The sequence below is a fragment of the Natronorubrum thiooxidans genome (genome assembly GCF_900156475.1).
Classification (GTDB): Archaea; Halobacteriota; Halobacteria; order Halobacteriales; family Natrialbaceae; genus Natronorubrum; species Natronorubrum thiooxidans.
This window is the reverse complement of the sequence record NZ_FTNR01000007.1, coordinates 58,272-81,214: the sequence shown is the minus strand read 5'-3', so window position 1 is coordinate 81,214 and position 22,943 is coordinate 58,272. Positions and strand designations below refer to the sequence as shown.

17 protein-coding genes are annotated in these 22,943 nt (G+C 61.0%); 9 read left to right on the top strand and 8 right to left on the bottom strand.

What is annotated here, in order from left to right; all coding sequences use genetic code 11:
* Window positions 1–21: 21 nt before the first annotated feature.
* Window positions 22–975 carry a polysaccharide deacetylase family protein gene (locus BW940_RS11015; RefSeq protein ID WP_076609392.1) on the bottom strand — a complete coding sequence of 318 codons (954 nt, stop codon included), beginning with the start codon at window positions 973–975 and terminating at the stop codon, window positions 22–24.
* A 288-nt stretch (window positions 976–1,263) separates the two neighbouring features.
* Between BW940_RS11015 and BW940_RS11010 the strand changes: the two genes are divergently transcribed.
* From BW940_RS11010 to BW940_RS10985, 5 genes are all read left to right on the top strand, one after another.
* On the top strand, window positions 1,264–2,856 hold the full coding sequence (locus BW940_RS11010) for an alkaline phosphatase family protein (protein WP_076609265.1): 1,593 nt from the start codon (window positions 1,264–1,266) through the stop codon (window positions 2,854–2,856).
* Window positions 2,857–3,834: 978 nt separating this feature from the next.
* A complete protein-coding gene (gene wecB / locus BW940_RS11000) occupies window positions 3,835–4,911 on the top strand; it encodes a non-hydrolyzing UDP-N-acetylglucosamine 2-epimerase (RefSeq protein WP_076609391.1) in 1,077 nt (358 codons plus the stop codon).
* Between the two features lie 84 nt (window positions 4,912–4,995).
* Window positions 4,996–5,613, top strand: coding sequence for a metal-dependent hydrolase (locus BW940_RS10995; protein WP_076609263.1), 618 nt, complete (start codon window positions 4,996–4,998; stop codon window positions 5,611–5,613).
* Window positions 5,614–5,744: 131 nt separating this feature from the next.
* On the top strand, window positions 5,745–6,836 hold the full coding sequence (locus BW940_RS10990) for a polysaccharide deacetylase family protein (protein ID WP_076609262.1): 1,092 nt from the start codon (window positions 5,745–5,747) through the stop codon (window positions 6,834–6,836).
* Complete coding sequence (locus BW940_RS10985) at window positions 6,833–8,158, top strand: PGF-pre-PGF domain-containing protein (protein ID WP_076609261.1); 1,326 nt, start codon at window positions 6,833–6,835, stop codon at window positions 8,156–8,158. Before BW940_RS10990 ends, BW940_RS10985 begins: the two co-directional genes overlap by 4 nt.
* Window positions 8,159–8,175: 17 nt before the next feature.
* Here BW940_RS10985 and BW940_RS10980 read toward each other — a convergent pair whose 3' ends face one another.
* The 3 genes from BW940_RS10980 to BW940_RS10970 all read right to left on the bottom strand — a co-directional run bounded on the left by BW940_RS10980 (window position 8,176) and on the right by BW940_RS10970 (window position 10,654).
* Window positions 8,176–8,622, bottom strand: coding sequence for an arsenate-mycothiol transferase ArsC (locus BW940_RS10980; protein WP_076609260.1), 447 nt, complete (start codon window positions 8,620–8,622; stop codon window positions 8,176–8,178).
* Window positions 8,619–9,065: an arsenate-mycothiol transferase ArsC gene (locus BW940_RS10975; RefSeq protein WP_076609259.1), complete on the bottom strand. Its 447-nt coding sequence runs from the start codon at window positions 9,063–9,065 to the stop codon at window positions 8,619–8,621. The genes BW940_RS10980 and BW940_RS10975 overlap by 4 nt, the downstream gene beginning before the upstream one ends.
* Window positions 9,066–9,535: 470 nt before the next feature.
* Entirely contained in the window at window positions 9,536–10,654 is a 1,119-nt protein-coding gene (locus BW940_RS10970) for a DUF354 domain-containing protein (RefSeq protein ID WP_076609258.1), read from the bottom strand.
* A 168-nt stretch (window positions 10,655–10,822) separates the two neighbouring features.
* On the opposite strand from BW940_RS10970, the gene BW940_RS10965 reads away from it, so the two are divergent.
* The 3 genes from BW940_RS10965 to BW940_RS10955 all read left to right on the top strand — a co-directional run bounded on the left by BW940_RS10965 (window position 10,823) and on the right by BW940_RS10955 (window position 14,464).
* Window positions 10,823–12,121, top strand: coding sequence for a prenyltransferase/squalene oxidase repeat-containing protein (locus tag BW940_RS10965; RefSeq protein ID WP_076609257.1), 1,299 nt, complete (start codon window positions 10,823–10,825; stop codon window positions 12,119–12,121).
* The gene (locus tag BW940_RS10960; RefSeq protein ID WP_076609256.1) at window positions 12,118–13,320 is read left to right on the top strand and encodes a glycosyltransferase; all 1,203 of its coding nucleotides are present in this window, start codon (window positions 12,118–12,120) and stop codon (window positions 13,318–13,320) included. The genes BW940_RS10965 and BW940_RS10960 overlap by 4 nt, the downstream gene beginning before the upstream one ends.
* Window positions 13,321–13,444: 124 nt before the next feature.
* Window positions 13,445–14,464, top strand: coding sequence for a GNAT family N-acetyltransferase (locus BW940_RS10955; RefSeq protein WP_076609255.1), 1,020 nt, complete (start codon window positions 13,445–13,447; stop codon window positions 14,462–14,464).
* A 122-nt stretch (window positions 14,465–14,586) separates the two neighbouring features.
* Here BW940_RS10955 and BW940_RS10950 read toward each other — a convergent pair whose 3' ends face one another.
* Entirely contained in the window at window positions 14,587–16,230 is a 1,644-nt protein-coding gene (locus BW940_RS10950; protein WP_076609254.1) for a hypothetical protein, read from the bottom strand.
* Between the two features lie 349 nt (window positions 16,231–16,579).
* Here BW940_RS10950 and BW940_RS10945 point away from each other — a divergent pair, with 349 nt between their 5' ends.
* On the top strand, window positions 16,580–17,752 hold the full coding sequence (locus BW940_RS10945) for a glycosyltransferase family 61 protein (protein ID WP_076609253.1): 1,173 nt from the start codon (window positions 16,580–16,582) through the stop codon (window positions 17,750–17,752).
* Between the two features lie 164 nt (window positions 17,753–17,916).
* Here BW940_RS10945 and BW940_RS10940 read toward each other — a convergent pair whose 3' ends face one another.
* The 3 genes from BW940_RS10940 to BW940_RS10930 all read right to left on the bottom strand — a co-directional run bounded on the left by BW940_RS10940 (window position 17,917) and on the right by BW940_RS10930 (window position 22,900).
* On the bottom strand, window positions 17,917–19,476 hold the full coding sequence (locus BW940_RS10940) for a flippase (protein WP_076609252.1): 1,560 nt from the start codon (window positions 19,474–19,476) through the stop codon (window positions 17,917–17,919).
* A 339-nt stretch (window positions 19,477–19,815) separates the two neighbouring features.
* Window positions 19,816–21,633 carry a hypothetical protein gene (locus BW940_RS10935; RefSeq protein WP_076609251.1) on the bottom strand — a complete coding sequence of 606 codons (1,818 nt, stop codon included), beginning with the start codon at window positions 21,631–21,633 and terminating at the stop codon, window positions 19,816–19,818.
* A 238-nt stretch (window positions 21,634–21,871) separates the two neighbouring features.
* Window positions 21,872–22,900, bottom strand: coding sequence for a DUF1616 domain-containing protein (locus tag BW940_RS10930; protein WP_076609250.1), 1,029 nt, complete (start codon window positions 22,898–22,900; stop codon window positions 21,872–21,874).
* Between the last annotated feature and the right edge of the window lie 43 nt (window positions 22,901–22,943).

Below are 22,943 nucleotides of genomic sequence, written 5' to 3'. Positions count from 1 at the left end.
GCTGTCCATACGAGGGGGCGATCAGTTCCAGCTCGCTTTCGCCTGCGCATCGATGCGAGTTGGCTCTCCATCGACCCCGCGTGAACAGCGGATCCGACGGGCCACGTCGGCCATCGTTTCGACGACGAGATCAGAGTCTGACCGACGGCGATCGAGGTATGAAAGGATCGCGCGCATACGCCGGTCGTCCCGTTCGGTCGTCAGGTTGTTCGGGTGCAGCCACATATGAAACGTTCCGTCACTGGTCGTCGCCTCGTCGATACCACAGCGAGCCAGCGCGACCATCGGATCCTCCCAGATCGACTCTGCAACACTCCGGGCGGGACCTTCAAAGCCAAAGAGAAATAGTGACGCCGGAACGTTCACTAGCCCGTATTCGTCAACAAAGGGTTCGACGAGCAACGATCGGTCGCGAACCATCGAGTCGAATACGGCACGCACTCCCTCTCGATTGGGCGTCCAGCCCCGATACGCAGACACACCATGCTCCGCGAGGACGTCTCGATGGCCGACGTCGTTTCGGGGGTAAATGAACGACTCGAACGAACAGCCCCACTCCTCGGCGATCGCTGCGCTCCGCTCGAGTTCCGCGACAGCCAGCTCCCGGTCCGTCTCGGGCCGACCGAAGAGGACGTGGGAAAACGTGTGGCTCGCAAACTCGTGGTCGACATCCGACTCGAGAAGGTCCCTGACGAGTCCCCGTCCGAACCGCAGATCCTCCCGATCCTGCCACTCGCCGCGTTCACGGTCGAACCAGCCATCCGGGGCCGGATGGTCGGCGTGGACGCCGTCGCAGGACTCGAGCATGAGATGGCCGACGACGGCCCACGTCGCCGGGATGTCGAACTCCTCGAGCAACTCGAGCATCGCCGTCCAGCCGCGTCGACCTGATTCGACGCGGTCGGTCGGCGGCTCCGGAAGGTCGTGAAACCCCCAGCCGAGTTCGGCATCGAGTGAAAGAACAACACTACCCACGGCAGCCACCACCTGCAGACAGCCATTGCCTGTGGCTCATAGCTCGATGCTGTCCAAGAGACGGTTTTGTTATGGGTTACCTTTCGGTACTGATAGCTTCTGCAACGGGTTGTGTAGCACCACAGTACGACCGACGAAACCGATCGTACACTATATTGTGAATTTCGGCAGTAGATCGACTAAATCGGCCACTCATCGGCTCGAAGGGCTGTGAAATCTCCCCATAACAAAACGGTAATCCCGTCACCTGGAGGACAGTAGACGTCTTCGACGTCTCAGTATACAATCATGAGCAGGTCCTCTCCGACAGCCGAGCGAGCATTCGTGCTTGGATTCGACGGCGTACCGTGGAAACTCATCGAACAATGGAGCGATGCGGGCGAGCTCCCAAACTTCGCTCGAATGCGCGAGGAAGGCGCATCCGGGACCCTCGAGAGCACCCAGCCCGCGACGACACCACTGGCGTGGCCGTCGATCGCGACGGGCGTCTGGCCGGACAAACACGGGATCTATGGCTTTCAGAACCTCTCGTCGGGGTATTCCCACGAGATGTATACGAGCCACGACCTCCGACAGCCGACGCTCTGGGAACAGGTCTCACCCGCCCACGTCGGCAACGTCCCGATGACCTATCCCGCCCAGGAGATCGATGGAACGATGGTAACGGGGATGATGACTCCCTCGACGGACAAAGCGTACACCCAGCCACCCGAACTCGAATCAAAGATCGAGTCACGGATTCCCGACTATGAGATCAGCCTCGATTATCCCGACTACGCCAACCGTCTCGACGAGTTCGAAGTAGCTGTCAACGACATGCTGGCGAATCGTCACGAACTCATGCAGTTGCAGATGGACGAGGCCGGTGACGACTGGCGGCTGTTCTTCTTCGTCTACACCGCCCCCGACCGCTTCCAGCACCTCGTCTGGGATATGGATCGGCTGCTCGAACACTACAAGCAACTCGACGAGATCCTCGGCGAGGTGATGGCATACACGGACCGCTACGACGCCGATCTCTATGTCGTCTCCGACCACGGCTTCGGCCCGATCGAGGAACTGGTCTACGTCAACCACTTCCTCGAGCGGGAGGAGTATCTGTTCAGAGCGGAAGACGACGGGACGCGCGGGGCACTCGCGAGTCTCGGCATCTCGCGTGATCGCATCACGGGCGCACTCGAGCGACTCGGTATCTCCGAGGAGATGATCGTCTCGACGCTCCCGCGGGCGCTCGTCGATTCAGTCGCCGAACAGATTCCTGGCGATCACGCGCTGTACGACGTCGATTACGATCGGACGATCGCGTTCGTTCACGGTGCTGGAAACTGTTATATAAACGACGCCGAACGCTTCGAAGACGGCGTTGTCGATCCGAGTCAGATCCCGGCGATCAAAGACGAACTGACCGACCTGTTCGAGTCAGTCACCGACGACGACGGGAAACGGATGCTCGACGTGTTCGACGGCGACGAACTGTTCCCAACCGACGACGGCTCGCCGGATCTCATCGTCAACGGGCGTGGGGTCTACGAGGCACGCAACGCACTCACCGGCGAGCCAACTGGTGACACCGGAACGTACGCCGCGAGTCATCGGAAAGAGGGGATTGTTCTCTGCCGTGGACCGTCGGTCGACGCCGGCGCAACGCTTCGCGGTGCACGCGTCGTCGACATTGCCCCGACGCTGCTCCACGGCATCGGCGAACCCGTCCCGAAAAACGCCGACGGACGGGTGTTGTTCGATGCGTTCGAGGCGGAGAGTACGCCTGCAAAGACCAAAGTCCAGCGAACCGGCGTCTCACAGACGGACCGCGGCGAGGACGTCGACGACGACTTCACCGACGTTGAGGACCGCCTGAAGGGACTCGGCTACATGGAGTGACGTACTGACGGTCAGTGACCAGTATCGTTTAAGCCGAACGAACGGTTCGCCGCAGTAGACCGCTGCTAACAGCAGTACGCGTTTGCTATGCACCGGTAGGCCATCGCCTCCAAATATAACTGTACGTATAATTAAGGAAACGAATGAGGTGTGGTCGTCGTACGGATGCTGAGACGCACACATCGATCAGAGACACCGAACGAAAACCGACTCCCGACGACACGCTCACGCAGCCGATACACCGGGACGACATCATGAACCAAGAGACACTTCTGGTCAGTATCGCAAGCACAGCGATCGGTATCGTCGCGCTTCTCGGTTCTAGCCTGTTGTCTGCGACCGCTCGCCAGCGATCCGATCGAGCCGAGTCACCAACTGCCATGTCGATCAGTCGTCGCGACGAGACGGCTACCGCTCGAGGACGTCTTCGACAGATACGGAGTCGACTCGCGCTATCGCCGAAACAGTCCCTCAACCAGATATTCCGGACACCGTGACGTGCCTCGGGGTCACGCCTCGAGAACCCTCTTTCTACGGGATGGATTGCAGCGTCCTCTTCCCACAGAATGGGTTGCAGATTCCACCGACCCCGGCGCATTCGCCTCGGCTGTCGGTACAGAATCGACGACGTTTCGTTCTCGAGATCGTCGAGCAGCGTCGCCGACAGTATCGCCCATCACGATCGTGGTTGCAGAGCGCGAGTCGCTGCCACTCGAGGCCGAAACCCAGTCACAGGTACGGTATCGATTCGCTACTCGATGGCGAGAAAGAGAGTATCTGTTATACGATTATTTACTAATAGCGTGTCTGTCGCGTGATTGAGACGGTCAAACAGTGTATGAATAGCGGACACATCAGGCGGAAGCCGGACTGTACCGACACCGAGATCGTGCCCATAGATGATTGCCCTCGAGCGGGGCCGTCGTCGAACAGTCGCCGACCGAGACGGAACCACCGATCGAACGGGGTGGCCGGCTGATGAACGTCCTGTCGGTCGTGGGTGCCAGACCGCAGTTCGTCAAAGCAGCCGCCGTCTCACAGCAGTTACAGGACGACCACGAGGAAGTGATGGTCCATACCGGACAGCACTACGATCCCGAACTCTCCGCAGTGTTTTTCGACGAACTCGCCCTTCCGGAGCCCGATTTCCAGCTCGGCATCGGCTCCGCATCCCACGCTCGCCAGACCGCCGAGATGATGATCGAGCTAGAGCGAATCGTCGACGACGAATCACCCGACGTCGTCCTTGTTTACGGCGACACCAACTCGACGGTCGCGGGCGCGCTCGTGGCGGCAAAATCGTCACCAGCACTCGCCCACGTCGAAGCCGGGTTACGGTCACACGACTGGTCGATGCCCGAAGAGGTCAATCGACGGATTACCGACCACTGCTCGGATCTGCTGTTCACTCCGGGTGACCACGCGAAAGATACCCTCGAGCAGGAAGGGATTACCGAGGGCGTGTTCGTCTCGGGCGACGTCATGTACGATACGCTCCTCCAGATTCGCGATCAGCTCCGTGCAACCGAGTTCGACGGGCCCGCCGTTCCCGACGAGTACGTCCTCGCGACGGTTCATCGTGCCAAGAACACGGACACCCGGGATCGACTCGAGGCGATCCTCGACGCGTTTGCACAGCTCAGTGTGCCGGTCGTCTTCCCCGCCCACCCACGGACGGTCGCCGCATTAGACGAGTACGGACTCCGAGAGCGAGCGATGGCCGCCACCCGGCTCATCGATCCCGTCAACTACGGTCGGTTCATCACACTCGTCGAGGGAGCGACCTGCGTCGCGACGGACTCCGGCGGTGTGCAAAAGGAGGCGTTCTACCTGGACACGCCCTGTGTGACCCTCCGGGAGACGACGGAGTGGGTCGAGACAGTCGATGCTGGATGGAACACCCTCGTCGGCGCGGAAACGGAACAGATCGTCGACGCGATTCGCGCTGCCGCTGATCCGCCGGCAAAACCCGACCTCTACGGGAGCGGCAACGCGGCGGTTCGAATCGTGCGTCACCTCGAGCAACAGGTTGGCGACAGTGGCTCGCAGAACTGACTCGCAAGCAGACTCGGTTCGGTGGGCTGCAAGGGGCGCGTATCGCACCCATAACTAACCCACCAAAGCGGCTGCCTTCCCCTGATGTGGCCATGGGAGCATGCGATCGTCGGCTATCTCGCCTACTCGTTGTTCAGTCGGCTCTACTACCGGGAGTCACCGACCGGCCTCGCAGCGTTTGCGGCCGTGTTCGCCTCGGTCCTGCCGGATCTCATCGATAAGCCGCTCGCCTGGGAGTTCGGCGTGTTTCAGACGGGGTATGCGCTGGGGCATTCGATCTTCTTTGCGATACCACTCGCCGTCGTCGTTGGGGTTGGCGCTCGCTCGATCGGGCGGACGCCGGCCGGGATCGCGTTCGGCCTCGGCTATCTGCTTCACCCGCTGTCCGACGTGCTCGATGGCTACCTCCGGGGCGGGCACGCATACCCCGAACTGATGCTCTGGCCCGTCGAAACGGTCGGCACGAACGACCACAGTCAGGGCTTTCTGGAGGAGTTTTCGCGGCTGTTCGGCCAGTACCAGCAGGACCTCGTGGCGGGTGAGCTGTCGACATACATGTGGCTCCAACTCGGACTTGTGATGGTCGCAGCGCTCGTCTGGCTCGCAGACGGAGCCCCCGTCCTCCGGGAATGTCTGCTCGGTGGCAAACGGCTCGTCACGGGTATGCTTCCACGGAGCGATCGCTCGAAGGATCGAAAGTAGGCGCGACAGCCGCGTCTCGAAGGCACTGTTGCCGTCTGTAGAACAGTCGATCGGCTCCCGTTATGGACATCCAATGATTCCGTAATGTCGTCGTTTACTATCCTGTTGGTTCCGGTGATAGTGAAGCAGTAATGAGCGAAACGAGTCGGAGCGATCGTCTCTCGAGAGTGCGCCACGCCTCGAGTTCAGTCGTCGACGGGCGCGACCGAACCGTACTGGTGCCGTCAGACGACGAAACCGGTGGCCAGCAGTTCTCACGTGTGAAGACACTGCCTGATGACGCCGAGTTCGGGCTCTGTCTGACCCATGACGTCGATCGTCCGTACAAGGGGTTCCGATCGCTGTACTACGCGACTCAGGAGCGGCCCCGATACCACCTCCGAACGGCGCTCTCGTCGTCGAACCCGTACTGGCAGTTCGGGGAACTCATGGCCCTCGAGGACGAGTTGGGTGTCCGATCCGCGTTTTATTTCCTGAACGAACAACACCTCCTCGCTGATCGGCCGGTCAGCGAGTGGGTCTCGCCGTCGAACTGGGTCCAACACCTCGGGCGATACGACATCACCAGCGACGAGATCAGCGCCGTTATCCGGGCGCTCGACGCCGGCGGCTGGGAGGTCGGCCTCCACGGCTCCTATCACTCGCCAACCGATCGGGACCGGTTGCGCGAAGAAAAGCACGCCCTTGAGGAGATTCTTGAGGGTTCCGTTACCGGCGGCCGCCAGCACCACCTCCGGCTGAGCGTGCCAGACACGTGGCACCACCACCGGGAGATCGGTCTCGACTACGACACGAGTCTCGGCTCGAGTACGGAGTGTGGCTTCCACGGTGGCTACCGGCCGCTCAGACCGTTCGACGACGAGTTCATCGTCTTCCCGCTGACGATCATGGATCAGGCGCTGCCGGATCCCGGAAGCAGCTTCGAGGCTGCCCGCCGGATCTGCGAGCGGCTACTGACGGAAGCCGCAGAAAACGACGCCATCATGACGGTGCTCTGGCATCCACGCTACTTTAACGAACAAGAGTTTCCCGGCCACCGAACGCTCTATCGCTGGCTGGTCGAACGAGCACAGGAACTCGGTGCCTGGGTCGGCTCACCCGGCGCGTTTTGTGAGACACTCGAGGACAACGGTAACCAAACACCGGAGAGTCGGAGAGCCGACGGAACGGTCGACGGAACACCGTCGGCTGCCAGTTCGGCGATCGTGGGGGACAACTCATGAGGGCGAACGCACTGGCTGCCGTCGCCGTCGCCGCGCTGCTGATGGTCGGTGGCGTCGGTGGGATCGTACAGCCCTCTGCCGCAAATACGGGGCTGAGTGCCGCACAGGCGAGTCTGCCACCGACCGACAGCTACGTCATCGAACAGGGTGAGTCCTGCCACCCGATCGAGCCGCTATCGACCGACGGGACGGTCGAGTCGTTCTACGACTACCGCAACCACGAAACACATCCCGAGGATGTAGAACGAATGTACAGTTCGTACGGCACCGAACACCTCCAGGAAGACGACACGAGTCTGCTCTTCTTGCACGAGGGAACTGATGGAATGAGTCTCGTCATGGTCCACGACCGGCTCGACGGCGATACCGAGGGTGGGGCCGCCACGTTCGATATCGTTGGCCTGCCAACCGAGGCCGAGTGGGTCGTCCAGGACGATCTCTATGACGGTGAAACGAACATGGCAACGTGGGATAGCGGTGACGGCTGGGCCTCCGCATCCTGGATCTGGAGCGACGCCAGAACTGACGGTGGGGCGATTCAGGGCGGCCTCAATGACCAGTTCGCCGTGACGATTCAGCCGGCGTTCAACGAGGATGCAGACCACTACGACAACGAGGACCTGTACGATCCCGAGTTCCACGGCGACGGGGAAATCGAAGACTGGGAAGTCCTCTCCGGCGATGTCGACGCTCCCGACCGCACAGCGCTGTCGCTCGAGGAGCCAGTCACGATCCGAACCGGAACGTGTGACGGTCCATCAGTCACGTATGACCGAACTGATGACAGCACGACCGCCAGCATCGAGGGCGCGTCGACGGACGACCGAGTCACCCTGCAGCCGACGGCTGGCACGGCTGACGGTGTCACGTTCGAGACGGTCGAACTGACCGGGATCGAAGACAGCGGGTCGGTCACGTTCGAAGACCGACAACCAGACGACCTGCCAGCCGCCCCCCCTGAGGTCGACTCGCTATCGTCCCTGACGATCACCGGCGACTCCATACAGGACGCCCCGGCGACAGTCACGTTCAGCGTCGAGGCAGCACTCCTTGAGGAGCACGGTCTCGAGTCCGAGGATCTCGCGCTCTACGCGGCTGAGGACGGCGAGTGGGTCGAAGCCGAGACAACAGTGAGCGACGAATCCGGCACAACGTACCAGTTCACAGCCGAAGTCGACTCGCTCGCGTCCGTGACCGTGGCCGAACAACAGCCGTCGGAGTCCGAGTCGGCGATTCCTGGCTTCGAGATCGGCATAGCTGTCGCGGCGATCGCGTTGCTCACCGCGCTGTGGGCGGTGCGCAGTCGCAATCAGCAACAGTAGTTGGAAGGACGGTTTCTTTATTTGTCGGGCTGTAGTTCGTCGAACAGTTTCTCTACGCATCGTTCGATCTCATCACGAATCTCTGTGACCTTGTCTACCGACTTGCCATCCGGGTCGGGTAAGTCCCAGTCGCTATTCTCACCGGCCCACCCTGCAGGACACACGTCTTCTGCAGCACAGCCCATCGTAATCACGTAGTCACTTCCCTGAATCTCCTCGAACGTTACTTCACGAGGTGTGCGGTCGCTGATACCAATTCCGGCCTCAGCCATCGTCTTGACGACCATCTCGTGGACATGATCCGCTGGCTGTGTCCCTCCAGTGATAAGTTCGAACTCGTCTTCGAGTCCACGCTTTTCCAATGCTTGCTGAGCGAAGGCGTATGCCATCTGAGAGCGACCTGCATTTTGGACACACACAAAAGCCACCCGAACAGACTCGCCGTTGGCAGTAGTATTTGTCATCGGTTCAGGGTCGCCTGTCGTTGTTCTGTCGTCGGCAGGTCATCGAGTAATTCGATGACTCGCTGTTCGATTTCTGTGCTAATTGCCCGCACTTCCTCGTGGGTCCCTCGGGCAGGGTTAATAAATCCCCAATCTCGGACGACGACTCCTGTGGGTAAATCCTCCACAGAGAGCGCACACCCCATGAGGGCAACAATGTCGAACCGTGCCAGTTCGTCTCGAGTGATTTTCTGCGGCGACTGATCTGAGAGGTCGTATCCCTTCTCAGTCATCACGTCAACAACGACCGGGTGGAGTTTGTCAGCGGGGTCAGTTCCGCCACTGTGAATCTCTATGTCGTCACGCTCTCGAATCTGAAGTTGTGTTTCGGCCACTGCTTCGGCGATCTGGCTCCGACCAGCATTCTCTACGCAGACGAACCCAACTCTCACACGATCGGCCATACATAGGTGGTGGTTTGAGGATGGATAGAACTTCCTAGGTGCTCTATTTAGAGATCTATAGGTCAGGGGACGAAAATAGTTGCCGAAACCCCTGATTCAGTTTCAGGAGTGTTCTGAATAACGAAATCGTGCTACGATCTACTGGTACCGATAGTGCAGTCGCGATCGTTCGGAGCGCCTGTCCTCATTGACGTGCAGTACTGTGTTTTGGCCGCTTCCTTCGGAGGGGGACCTCGGTGCTCACTAGATGTCTGCAGTGGCCACAATGTGTAGCCGTAGCCCACATCGCCGCCGGTGAATCCACCGTCGATCCGCTCGCTGGAGTCGAGTTACCCGGCCTCTGGAGCAGTTCCAGGCCCCGTCGAGCCAGTCACGTCTCATCGGAGAGAGTCGAGTCCCGTCAGGCCAATCGGCCAGCGTCAGAAAAACTCAGGAGCGGAACAGCCGCAGTCGATCAGTTCACGGCCCGTTCAGTCGCCACCGACACCGACGGACGTCGCCGGTTCGGGCTCTGGCAGCTGCCCGAACTGCTCGAGTGCTTCGAGGTCGTCGACGGCACCCAGATTGAGCGCCACGTCGACAATAACGTCGGTGAGGTTGACCTTGTCCGCAAGCAGTGCGTTGCGTCGCCGCCGCCATTTCTGGGCGGTATCGTCAGCCTCGAGCAGCGGCACCGCCCGGTCGATGATTTCGTCGGCCGACGCGACGTTGTGGATCAGCCCCCGGTTCTCGAGTTCGACGAAGTTGCCCATGTCGTCGTCCCCGACGAACGAGTTCGACCGGATTGCCGGCGTGCCAAGCAGTGCCGCTTCGGTGACCATCGTCTGCGTGTCGGCGACGAGCAGGTCGGCCTCAGCGAGGGCGTCGTGCATCAATGCGGGGTGGAGGTCGAAGGAGCGAGCCGAAAGCCCCTCGAGGGCAGCGTCGCCGCCCTCATCGGAGACGAGCACCGTCACATCGTCGCCGATGCGGTCGACGAGCCGGCGACAGTCGTCGTCCGTAAGTCCCTGTTTCCCGACGTCGTGTTGTGAGCCGAAGGCGTTGAGTCGGAGGATCGCGTAGGATTCGTCGGCCTCGAGGTCGAGTTGCTCCCGGACCGACGGGTCAGGCTCGTAGGTTTCGGGATGGAGATACGCACACTCCTTGAATCCGAGAAAGACGTAGTGGTTCTCGCCCAGGTCCTTCCGGAACGTATTCGGCGTGAGGATCGAGCGAGCAAACGGCGTCGAGATCGTGTGATCGAACGATGCCGGCTCGGAATCGATCAGCAACACCGTCGGCGTTCGCGTTACCGCGCCGGTGTGTGCCGCGTAGCCGCCCATGCCAAAGATGAGATCCGGGTCGAACCGTCGAGCGTGCGTGATCGCCCGGGCGTAGTGGGCCGGCAGCCGGCTCAGCAGCGAGCCTTTCGACGTCTCACAGGCACCGTAAACCACGTACGGGAGTTCGTACCACTCGAGCAAATCGACCGTACAGGTGTACTCTCGAGCGAGGACGAGGACCTCGTGACCACGGTCACGCAGCCGCTGGACAGCGTGTTTGTACAGGTGGACGTGTGCCGGCGTGTTGGTGAAAAACAGGTAGTTCATGCTGAATAGCACCCTCGCATGAGAGACAGATTTCCTAGCAGGTGGGTTTGTTATCTAGCTCGTACGGAATGTAACGGATACCGAGACCGGGAGCAGTCGATCCCTGTCTCGAGGGTGACGGCGGTAGCGAGCGTATAATAATGTGAATATCATCCGAGAATGCCAGTAATGCAGTCACAAAAATCTCCCGCGTCGGACGGATACCCCGAGACGATCCGGCGTCCTCGAGACGTCGATACCTACGTCTCGGTGCTCGATTCGACCCTCGCGTACGCCCGTCGGCGGGACTACATCGGCCCGGATTACGGAGACGGGATGAGCAGCCAACTCTTGCAGGCGTTGCCGTTCGAAAATCGCGTGCTCAATCTGGTCGTCCAGGAGGTCGTCAAACGCACGCCGGTCGACATCAGACCGCTGTTGCGCGTCGAACACCGGCGAAACTACAAGGGGGCGGCGCTGTTCGCGATGGCTAATCTCAACTACCACGAGTTCGCGAGTCGCCGCGGCGAGGTGGACGACCTCGCGTTCGATCCGGTCGCCGAAGCCGACCGACTCGCCGAGTGGCTCCTCGAGGAACAGATAACGGGGTACAGCGGCTTCTGTGGCGGTCACCGACACGAAATCCAACACTTCCACACGAAAGGTGTGCCGAGCGATCCGGATATCGTCTCGACGGCGTACGCGGTCAAAGCGCTCCTGCGGGCCACGGAACACGGTCTCGGTGACGAGTACGCCGATATCGCCCGAACAGCGACGGCGTTTCTGGTCGAGGACCTGAACTACCGGGAGGTCGAGGAGGGCGCGAAGATCGACTACCACATGAACCATCCCGAGGACTCCTACACGGTCAACGCGGCCGCGCTGGGAGCCGGGATGCTCGTCGACCTCTACGAGCACTTCGGCGACGAAGACCTCCGCGAGCGAGCGACGAAGATCCTCGATCACATCGCGGCCAACCAGACCGACGTGGGCGGCTGGCCGTACCGGCTGCCCGCATCGGCGTCACACCTCTCGATGGACAACCACCACAACGGGTTCGTCATCGAGGCGTTCCAGCGCTACCGCGACGTCATCGATGCGGACCGCTACGCCGAGACGCTCGCGGATGCGCTCGAGTTCTACCGAACCGAGCTGTTCGAGCTCGACGGCGCGCCGAACTTTGACGAATCGAACGCCTATCCGCGCGATATCCACGCTAGCACGCAAGGAATATTGGTTTTCGCGCGCGAGGGTGACCTCGAGTTTGCCGAGCGAATCCTCCGGTGGGTGCTCGCGAACCTCCAGGTCGAGGAGGGGCAGTTTTATTACCGAAAGTATCGCCACCACACGAAGCGAGTGACGCTGATGCGGTGGTGTCAGGGGTGGATGTCGTACGCGCTGTCGGAATTCCTGCTGGCGACCCACAATCGAGCAGACGAACAGTCGAGCGTGGAGACTGAACGCGAACGGGTGTCGCTTCACTCATGAGCCAGCCCGCGCCCGGATCGACGGGAACGAACGACGCGACCACTCTCGAGCCAGCATCGACTGGCGACGGTAAGGGTCCGCACACTCGAGCGACTGCCGCTCGAGACCAACACCAGGGGACACACACCGCGACCGGCTCCAGTCCCGAGGAACTTCGCGTCCTCGTCGTCACGGGGCTGGCACACAAAAACGAGCGTCACTACGGCCCGCTCGCGGACGTCGCCAGCGAAACGACACTCGTGTGTCTCGATCCGGACACCGACATCGACGGCGCGACCGCCGTGCCGGTGCCGGACATCGGTCCGCGGATCGTTCGGATCGTCTTCCTGTTTTTCCTCGCCCTTTACGAGGGCTATCGCAACGAGTACGACGCGGTCGCGTCGATCTCGCTCGTTCCCTACGGGATCTACGCGCTGGTCCTGAAATCGCTCTACGGCTATCCGGCCCATCTCGGCATCATCGGCATCGACCTCGATCATCACGCACGGCAGTGGTACGGCGCTGGCCCTCGATGGGCGTTCAGACGGTTCAATGTGGTCTCCGTTCCCGGCTCCGACCACGCCGAACGACTCGTCCGGTGTGGCGTCGCACCCACCCGAATCGAGATCCTGACCAACGCGATCGACGTGGAGACCTACCGACCGCCCGACGACGACGCCGAAACCGACTACGAGTTCGTCTGGGTCGGCCGGTTCAGCGAGGAGAAAGACCCGGTTCGATTCGTTCGCGTGGTTGCCGAACTCGATGCAACCGGCCGAGAGTTCCGGGCAGCGATGGTCGGCGACGGCGCGCTTCGAGACGATGTCGTCGCAGAGATTGATCGGCTGGGGGTTGGCGATCGGATCGACCTCGTCGGCTGGGCCGACGACCCCGTCTCCTACTACCAACGATCGAAGGTGTTCGTGCTCACCTCGAGTCGCGACGCGTTGCCGCTGGTGATGCTCGAGGCGATGGCGACCGGGCTTGCACCCGTGGTTCCAGCGGTCGGTTCGATTCCGGACGTCGTCGGCGACGGCCACAACGGCCTCGTCGTCGCCGACCGAGAGCCAGCGACGTTCGCAGCCGCGATGGCTCGGTGTCTGGACGACCCTGACGAGCGCGACGCGCTCGCAGCGAACGCGACCGACGTTCGGTCCTCGTTCTCGCTGACTCAAGCAGGCGAAGATTGGCGGCGCATTCTGGCGACGCTCGAGGCATGACCAGCCCCAGCAGGTCCGGCAACCGGTTTGTGTGTCTCGGTCGCCATCGAAACGCGGTTACAGCCGCCGTTACGCGCGGTAACAACGCGATAACAAAACGAATAGTCACCACATCAAGAACCACATGGAGACTGAACGACTGACGCTCGAGGAGTGGGGCGAGGCGTTGCCGCGGTCGGGATACGAGGTGTTTCACGATCCGGACGCACTCGCCGTCCTCGACAATCACGTCGACGCCGAGTTACAACTCTACGGGACGTACAAAGGCCAACAGGCCGTCGGACTGCTGCCGGTGTTCGTCGATGAAAAATCGGTCGGCCGAACAGTGTTTTCGCCGCCCCTCTCGTTTGGCGTCCCTCGACTGGGTCCGATCATCAACCCCAACAGCCCGAAACGCCGCAAGTGGGAGCGGATCAACAGTGAGTTAGCCGACGCGGTCGCCGACGACCTCGAGGTCGACAAACGGTCGACACTCTTTCGGATGACCTGTCCGCTCGAGTATCCCGATCCCCGGCCATACGGCTGGAACGGGTTTTCGATAGAACCGGAGTTCACGTACGTGGTCGATCTTGAGAGCTGTGACGATCTCGAGGATGCGATGAGCGGGTTCAGCAAGAGCCTCCGAAACGAGATGCGACGCTACGACGAGCTTGATCTGACGATCGATACCGAAGGCATCGACACCGCCCTCCGGATCTACGACGACGTCGTCGACCAGTACGAGGAATACGACGATACTGCACCGATGTCTCGGCTGTTCCTTCGTGACCTGCTCTCGAGTCTGGACGACGATCGGTGGCGCGTGTATGCGGCCCGAACCCCCGATGGGACGTATAAGAGTGGTATTATTACGCTCTTTTCGCCCGATCTCGCCTCCTACTGGCAAGGCGGCGTCACCGCCTCCTACGAGCACGTCAGCGTCAACAACCTCCTCCATCGCGCCATTCTCGAGGACATCGTCACCGACCCCGCCCTCGAGTCGGTGACGGGCTACGATCTCGTCGGGGCCAACACCGAACGGCTCTGTGAGTATAAAGGGAAATTCAACGGCGAGTTGCGGCCGTATTATATTGTCGAGTCGGCGGGGCTCGAGATGACGCTCGCGAAGTCGGTCTACAGTACAGTGAGTGGCTCGCTAAAGTGACGCAGTCGTCGGTTTGATCGCGTGTTTGCAGTAGTCAAGCGGCTACATCGTCGATACTTCGATAACCAAATTCGTCGAAGTCGTCGAGGCCGACCGAAATCAGATTTTCCGATCCGAAGCGGTTATTCAGCCCCATACTCGACGTCGACGAACGCGTTTCCGTTCAGCCAGAAGTCCGTAATATCGCCGCTGAACCAGTAGGCGTCCTTCGAGTCGTCGACGGCACCTTTGACGGCGGTCCCCTCGACGCTGTCGCCGTCGTCGATCGTGGCGGCATGGTGAGTTGCCTTCTCGACCGAACCGGACACCTCGAACGAGTAGTCGGCGGTGTCACGGGTCTCGGTCGCGTCGATGACGATCGCGTTTGGGGGGTGGTCGGATTCGTCGTCGTTCTCGTCCTCGCTCCCGCTGTCGTCCTCGGCGTCGCCAGCTGTTTCCGTGACGATTTCCTCGGGCGTCATCTGCTCGCCGTTGAGTTCGGCCCACATCACGTCGGGTTGTTTGATATTGATCTCCGTGATCGGTCCCTCAACGGTGAACGCGTCGCCGAAGCCACCGCCGGTAAGGCCGTTGACGTGGACCGCTCCGTTTGCTTCATCGATAGAGTCGTTCCCAGGTCCACCTTCAATGTTACCGCCGGAGGGACTGTCGTACGGGGCCGACGCGAAGTCGACCGGCCCCTCGGCCGTGAACTCGTATCTCGCGTTGCGCGCGTTCGTGTCCGTAACGAACGCGAGTAGGTGGCGATCATCCGCGCCGATCTCGTCTTCGTCGCTGTCGTCGTCCTCGTCCCTGGTTCCGTCGTCACCGTTTGACGGCAGTGACGGCTCCGCACTCGAGGAGCCCAATGCCGCTTCCTCAGGCGTCAACGGTACGCCTTCGACCTGGTCAGGACGGGTTCGCGGCGTCCTGTCAGCCGAACTACCGACGACACGACCCTTGGAGCCATGTTTTCCGGTCCGCTCGAAGTACGTATTCTCGACAGTGACCGTCGCGTTGTCGTCCCAGTGGCTATCACTGACGACGATGTCGCCGTGCTGGCTCGTGTCACTCAGGTCGCAGTCGACGATCTCCGTGTCGCGGTAGAATCCCCAGTAGTTCCGGGTGCAGTTCGTCACAACACAGTTCTCGAGGCGAGAACCGTCAGAGCCGAGTCGGAAGCCGGCCGGCGCGCAGTTGGCTGCATAGGAGTTGCGGATGATAACCTGGCCGTTGCCGCCGCCGCCGCTGGGGTGCGAGGGGAGGTCGCCAGGCGAGGAGCCGTAGACCCCGTTGTCGGAGAAGCCCTGAAGGTTGAGGTTCTCCATGACCAGCGTGCCTGAGTGGGCGTTAGCAATGTAACAGCCGGTCGCCGCGCCGCCGTACGTGCGCTGCTTATCAAACGGCGCCGTGCCGTCAGCCCAGTAGAAGTTCTCGACGTGACCGGTACCGCCGGAGGAGACGTTGACAATAAACGGCTCCTCTTTCGTGTCGTCGTCCCACGTTCCCTTGATACCGATGTTCCGAACAGTCCAGTCGCGACCGTTCGCGCGAATGTAGAACTTCGCGTGCGGAGCGGAGATGTCGATCAGCAGATTCTCGAGTGTCTCACCGCTGCCGACAGTGTAGGTGACGGAGTCGTACGCATCGACGACGACCTCTTCGTAGTCGCCATCGCTGGCAGACACACCCATGCTCGCAGCGATCGTCGCACCCACACCCGCGACCCCCTTCAGGTACATTCGTCGATTGACGATCTGGTCAGGTTCGCTATCTCGGTTACGCATACACTCCTGTTTTCCGAACTTACTGCCGAGTAGTATTGTATTAACCAGTGTGCACTTTATGGTTGGAGAAATATGACGGTATGTCACTCCTGAATGTCGTAACTATCTGTAATAGGTGTTGAGAGTTTGATGGTTTTTGTCACAGCAAAAAATATAGTCGGTCCCGACAGGCTCGAGTCAACAGTAATATAACAGGGGAGACGATCGCGTTCGACGGCCAAGTCGTGTTCCGGGGTGCGCAGTCGGTCACCGACACAGTAGCAACCGTTGCCGCCGATAACGACGAAACGCCCCCGGATTCACGTAAACGCGACCATAGTAAAGGCTGGAGTTGCAGTTACTGGAGCTAATGAGCGTGAAATCACTCGGTCGGCGGCTCGGTGAACGCGGATTTCCGTACGCGACCAGCATTGCCGGATCGACTTACAACCGTATCACGCGCGAGGAGTTATATGATCGTGTCAAGCGAAACGGCTCAGTGATCGACTATGGCGAGTTCGGATCGGTGACCGTCTCGAGGCCTGACGCCTACGCCGGCGAACTGCTGGAGATGAACCGGTGGATTGGAACGCACTCGATCTCGAAACCGTTCGTCGGGACGGTCCCGGACACCCGGCTCGTGGGCTCGCCGCCGCTCGCGTTTGCCGGCACCAAGTACATCAGCGACGCATCCGTGAGCCGTAACGTCCAGACGCTCAACATCATCGACTCGATCCGGGAGACGCCACGGCGGCTCCTCTCCGGAAACGGCCGCGGTGACAGCCTCGAGGAGGCGGTCCTCCTTCATCACAGCTGGGTCGACGGCTACTTCCACTGGGTGGCAGAATCGCTAACGCGACTTGAGGGCGTCGAGCAATATCGGGCCGAGACCGGACGGAAGCCGAAACTGATCGTCGGTCCAGACCTAACGTCCTTCCAGCGAGAATCGCTCGAGTTGCTCGGCTACAACGAGGACGACCTCGTCAACTGGCGTTCGGCGCACTGTACGGTCGATCGGCTCGTTGTACCGTCGATGCGCCGAGAGATCGATCCGCCGAACCCGTCTCCGTTCTCCCACGAGTGGCTTCGCGGCCAGCTGCGTGAAGACGCCCTCGAGGCCGTCGACACGTCGCGCTTCTCAGAGCGGGTCTACATCAGCCGGACCGACGCGGCGACCCGGCGCGTCATCAACGACGAGGCCGTCGGCAACGTCCTCGAAGACTACGGCTTCGAGTCGTACCGGCTCACCGAGATGAGCGTCCAAGAGACGGTCGCGCTGTTTGCCCAGGCCGACTGCGTCGTCGCGCCCCACGGCGCCGGACTGACGGACCTGATCCATACCGACGACGCCGCTGTCGTCGAGTTCATGCCGCGCGATCGGGTCAACGGAATCTTCTTCATGCTCGCAAAGCAGGTCGGCGGCTGGTACGGCTACCTCGACTGCGAACGACCGAACAACGACATGTACGTCGACACCGCCGATCTCGAGGCGATACTCGAGGCCGCACTGGCTCGCGAGCAGCCGGGACAGCTCTCCGACTGAGGCCGACGGACTCGATTCAATTTCTTCGCGCGGACACGTACTTAGATCGGCGTTCTCGGTAATGATCTGATCCAGCACCGCTCATACGGTCTGTTGTACCGAGTTACCGCCGATCACCAGAGACGGGGTCGGTGATCGGCGGTAATTGACTACAACAGTCCGTATCAGTCCGCCAAGAAGGGATCGGCCTGCTCGCCGCTCGCCTCGTCGTCAGGCATCCAGCGGCGGACGTACGGAATCGTGACGCCGGTGTTGTCCTCGAGCAGGTCGATCACGACGACGTCGTCCGGTTCGAGGCCACCGATGAGGCCGATCACGACGAGCGACGTGAGGCCGACGACGATTAGGGCGGGCAGCAGTGTCAGGAGCGATATTGTGACCCACGAGGAGAGGACCGCCGCGAGCGGCAGCAAGATCAGGGGAAGAGCAACGTAGCTCCGGAGTGCCTCCGGGGAGAACGGCGTGATATCGTACTTCATCGCGAGGATACCACAGATGACGGCGTGGACGGTGACCAGCGAGGTGACAGAGGCGATTCCGGCGCCCATGAAGCCGTACCTCGGGATGAGCGCGAGGTTGATTCCGACGTTCACGACGAGGCCGACAACGTTCCCGGCGGCGATCCAGGTGGTTGCGCCGACCGCAGAGAGGGTCTCCCGGTCCCGGCCGGCGGCGACGCTCAGGAAGAAGCCCGCCGCGAGGATCGGCAATACCGGCGCCGCGTCGGTGTAAGACGCGCCGAAGAACAGCGAGATCATGTCCCGCGGGAAGACAACCAACAGGAGAAAGAGCGGAAACGTGATAACGTACACCCACTTCGTCGACGTCGCGTAGATGTCGTTGATCGCGTCGTGCTCGCCGTCCGCATCGAGGCGCGAGGCGATCGGCAGGTAGAGAAAGCCAAAGGCCGATAGCGCGACAGTCAGTCCAGTCGCGAGCGGGTACGCCGCGTTGTACAGCCCGACCTCGAGGGAACTGCGGAAATAACCGAGCATCAGCGTGTCCGTCTGGATGAGCAAAACGCCGATCACGCTCGAGACGACCAGCGGGAGCGAGAAGGTAAACAGCTCCCGGACGTGGGTGTGGTACTGGCCGCGAAGGGGAATGAGCCGGTGCAGAAGGGCTAGCGAGACGACGAGCGTCAGTGCGGCCGCGAGGAGATAGGCGGCACCGGCCGCGACGATTCCCATTCCGGCGACGATCAGGAGGGCGATTAGCGCGATACGAACGAAGGGGTCAAGGAAGTTCTGGATAACCGTTCGGTAGATCGTGTTTTCGTACCCCCGAATCGCGGCGACGGCGATCCGGAAGCCAGCGGTGAACGGGATCGCGAGCGCTAGCAGTCGGATGAACGACACCGCCTCGTCGGTCTCGAACAACTGTTCGGCGATGGCATCGGCGAAAACAAACATCCCGCCGCCGAACACGGCCGAGAGGCTGGCCGCGATCAATAGGCCGCTGATCCAGACCCCGCGCCGGTCCGCGGTCGTCTCATACCGGGGAATATACCGTGAGACGCCCTGTGGACAGCCGGCCAGTGCAACCGTCAGCGTGAACATCAACAACGCGAGGCCGACACTGACCTCCCCGTAGGCGTCCGGCGAGAGGAGTCGCCCGATGACGATCCGCTCGCCGAGATTGGCAGCCGTACTCACGATTCCACCGAGCATGACCAGCGCCGCACTCGAAAGCAGCGCCGAGAGTTCGTGCTCTCGGTCTACCATATCGGCTCGCTCACCTCCGGAGCAGCGACATGGTTAGTCCCGCTCGATTGGCCATCAAGAGCGCAACTCGAGCGGTGTGATGACCGAAGAAACGAAGACGAGCCGGTCGAGGGGGAGACGGCTGTCGCTGACTCATTATGTTGGGAAACCCGGATAAGGGACTTTGTTATCAAGCAGCTTCCAGGCGGGTAACGATCCCGTTCCGCGATTTCGGGGCGGAAGTCTCCGCGGCCGATCGCCCCTCGCAAAGTTACTCTCGAGTACCGACCGCTGTGAATTAATGACGGTCGAAAATCGAAGTGTCGCGATCGGTTCGTCGGTGTACCGACAGCGCGTCAGTTATGCCGCCGTCTCGGCGTGAACGTAGTACATGTCGAACTCGCCGTTCGACTGGATGTGATCGATGTCAGGGTGGTCCGACAGCGAGTCGAGGTCGGCTTCGCTGTAGCGGAGTTCGTTGTAGGCGATCACCTCGCGGTCGTAATCGGATTGGGTCAACACGAGGTAGCGATCGTCGTCCAACTGTCCGGGCAGTCCCTCATTGACCGCGTCGTCCGAGACATCGGTGTGGAACCGCATTCGTTCCTCGTTGCCGTTGACCGCGTCGTCGTACCGGTTCGGCCCGTTGCGGAGGCCAACGAAGTCCACGTCGTCGTCGCTGGAATCGAACGCCGTCGCATAGCCATTTAGTGTCGACTCGCTAACGTGGCTTGAGGCATTGTACGTGTACGGCGAGGGGAAGACAGCCGCGAGCGAGAGGACCAGCAGCACCGCGAAGCCGACGGCGAGTAGCGGTTGCCTTGAGCCGGCAAACCAGGAACGTGACTCTGTGCTGTCAGCTGCCGTGAGGTGGTGAATGCCGATTGCGCCAATAATCGTCGCGAACAACATCATCAGTCCGAGCACACGAAAGTGCATCATCGAGCCCGAAGTGACGAAGTAGACGCCGAAGAGGACGGTGAGCCCGACGAGGCCGACAGTGAAGTACAACGTCTCGGCACGGACGTCGTCGAAGCGATTCCAGCGGACGAGCGCCCCGAGCACGACCACGGCGGTGATGAGCGTAAACAACAAGTGCGGGAAAAAGAGCTTGAAAAAAATCTCGAGCAGACTGCCGCCGGCTCCCTGGATCGACGCGCCCTGGGTCGCGATGGAGTCGCCGGCACCGCCGACACCGGTCAAAAGAAACTCGACTGCGGAGCCGACGAAGTGGAGGGCAATATCAGAGAAAAAACCGTCGGTCGCCGTCCACAGCACGAACAGGACGATCAGGAACCCGGTCTGTCCGTACACGGTCGTCTGGCTTGCAATCCGGCTTCCGGTCGACACGCGACGGGCGAGAAATTGAATCGCCGAAATCCCCAACAAGACGACGATGAGGTGGGCGACGAGTTGTGGATGGTAGATCACCAGCGCCATCGAGACTAGGAGGAGGGCGACGCCAACCGCCGTGTACGAGCCGCCGCGATCGGTGCGGAGATACTTCGTGAACAGATACAGGAATACAGCCGACAGCAGGACGGCCTGAGTCATTGCGTGCGCCTCAAGGTACATCGAGATCGTCGTGATTGGCAACAGGAGGAACCCGGCGAACGCGCCGATCACGACCGCACGACGCTCGGGCACGATTGTACCGACACATAGCGGCACGAACACCAAGAAGACGATCACCGGGAGAAGCACGGCGAAGAGCATCGAACGGGTGAGCGGAATGCCCAGTGCCGAGTGGATCATTACCCCGACGGTGTGAATGCCCGGATAGTAGAGGTCAAACGGCGTGATCGTCCCCTCGGAGAGCGCTCGCGCCCACCCAAGGTGGGTCAGGGCATCGTGGTGACCGACATACTTGTACCCCCTAATGATCGGGAGGCCAGCGAAGACGGCCATCACGAGACCGCCGAGCACAAGCGCGAGTGACTGATGTCCTCGAACATGAGCTGCGTTCGAGGACGGCACAAACGCAACGGTAAGCGCAACGGACAGTGCGATCACCAGTCCCGCCCAGACGAGCGGGGATGTCATCGCGTAAATCGATAGCTCGTACCCGGTTGCTGGGCTGGCACGTGCAACGAGTGCACTGCCTGCGACCGCGAGGAATCCGACCACGAGCGCCACCTTCCGAAACAGGTCGTCATCGACGGCTGACTGAGGAGACATTCGAACTGCTGCGACGTTGGCCGATAACGGACCTTGTTATTCACTGGTTTCTGTATGTGAGTCGAACAATACCGTCATCGAAGAAAACGGACCGTAAGCGGAGAACAAACGGAGTCCGTGTTCAGCGAGAGTAGTCACTCAACGACAGTGTACGCCCGATCGCACGACAGCTGTGTGATTGGTGTGTAACCCGTTTCAGTTGTTACGATATCGGCAGCGATGTGAATCGCCAGCGGATTTACACATCCTCGAGGTCCTCGCCGATCTCGATCCAGAAGTAGCCATCGCGGTAGGCGTTGTCAGTGGTCGGTGTCTCGGGGACTGCATCGTCGTACAGCAACACCGCAATCCGAACGGTGCCGCTTTCGGCGGTCGGCGTCACATCCCGGTCGACGGTGAGCGTCTCGCCGGCACTGACACTGTGCTCGGTTCGCTGTAACTCCGTGCGCTCGAAGACGTCACCGTCCTCGAGCCACTGTTCCTGAACGACGACGGTGTACTCCTGCTCGTGGCCTTCCTGATTCTCGATCCCGGTGGTAAACGCGATTGAGTCGCCGGGTTCGACAGTCGACGGGGTGCCGGCGACGAGGTCACCCGACTCGTCTTCGGTGAGTAACTGCAGCGACGTATACTGTTCGCCCTGCTGTGGGGAGACAAGCGCGTAGCCGACGCTCGTCAGTGCGAGCAACAGACTGACGACGAGAACGACATTGACGGCAGTGTGGGCAGCCGACCCCGACCCGAAGATGGCCGCGCGAACGGCACCGAGTAGACGACCGAGCTGGAACCGATATCGATCCTGAAGGGGGATCCGGGCCCGTCTAACTGCGGCAATGGCGACACCGACCAAGACAAAGCCGCCCACGGTAGCGACCACGGTCGACGTCGTAAAGCCCCACGAGAGGGCGGCGATCACGAGTCCGAGAAGTGGCAAGAGCGCAACGCTCAGGCCGAACGCGAGTGCCGCGCGTTCGACGTCGGTCACGTCCCGTGTCTGTCCGATCAGCGGCGTCGAATCCGTCGCTTCGATCGGCGATTCGCGCGGAAACAGGACCGAGACCATCGCATACCCGGGTGCGAGGAACAACAACGGGAACCCGACGATGGCTCGAACGACCGGTGACGCGACGTCCACAACTGCAAGCAGGAGGGTCGCAACCGCGACGAATCCGGCGACACCGACCAGGTCGGTTGGTATCCGGGCGAGCGTGGGCCCGAGGCCAACGGTTGCAAACGGCCGAAACGTTCGGAGCAGGAGGTCTTTCATTTATTCGGTAGGTATCCGAATTACGATCAATCGGATCATTGTT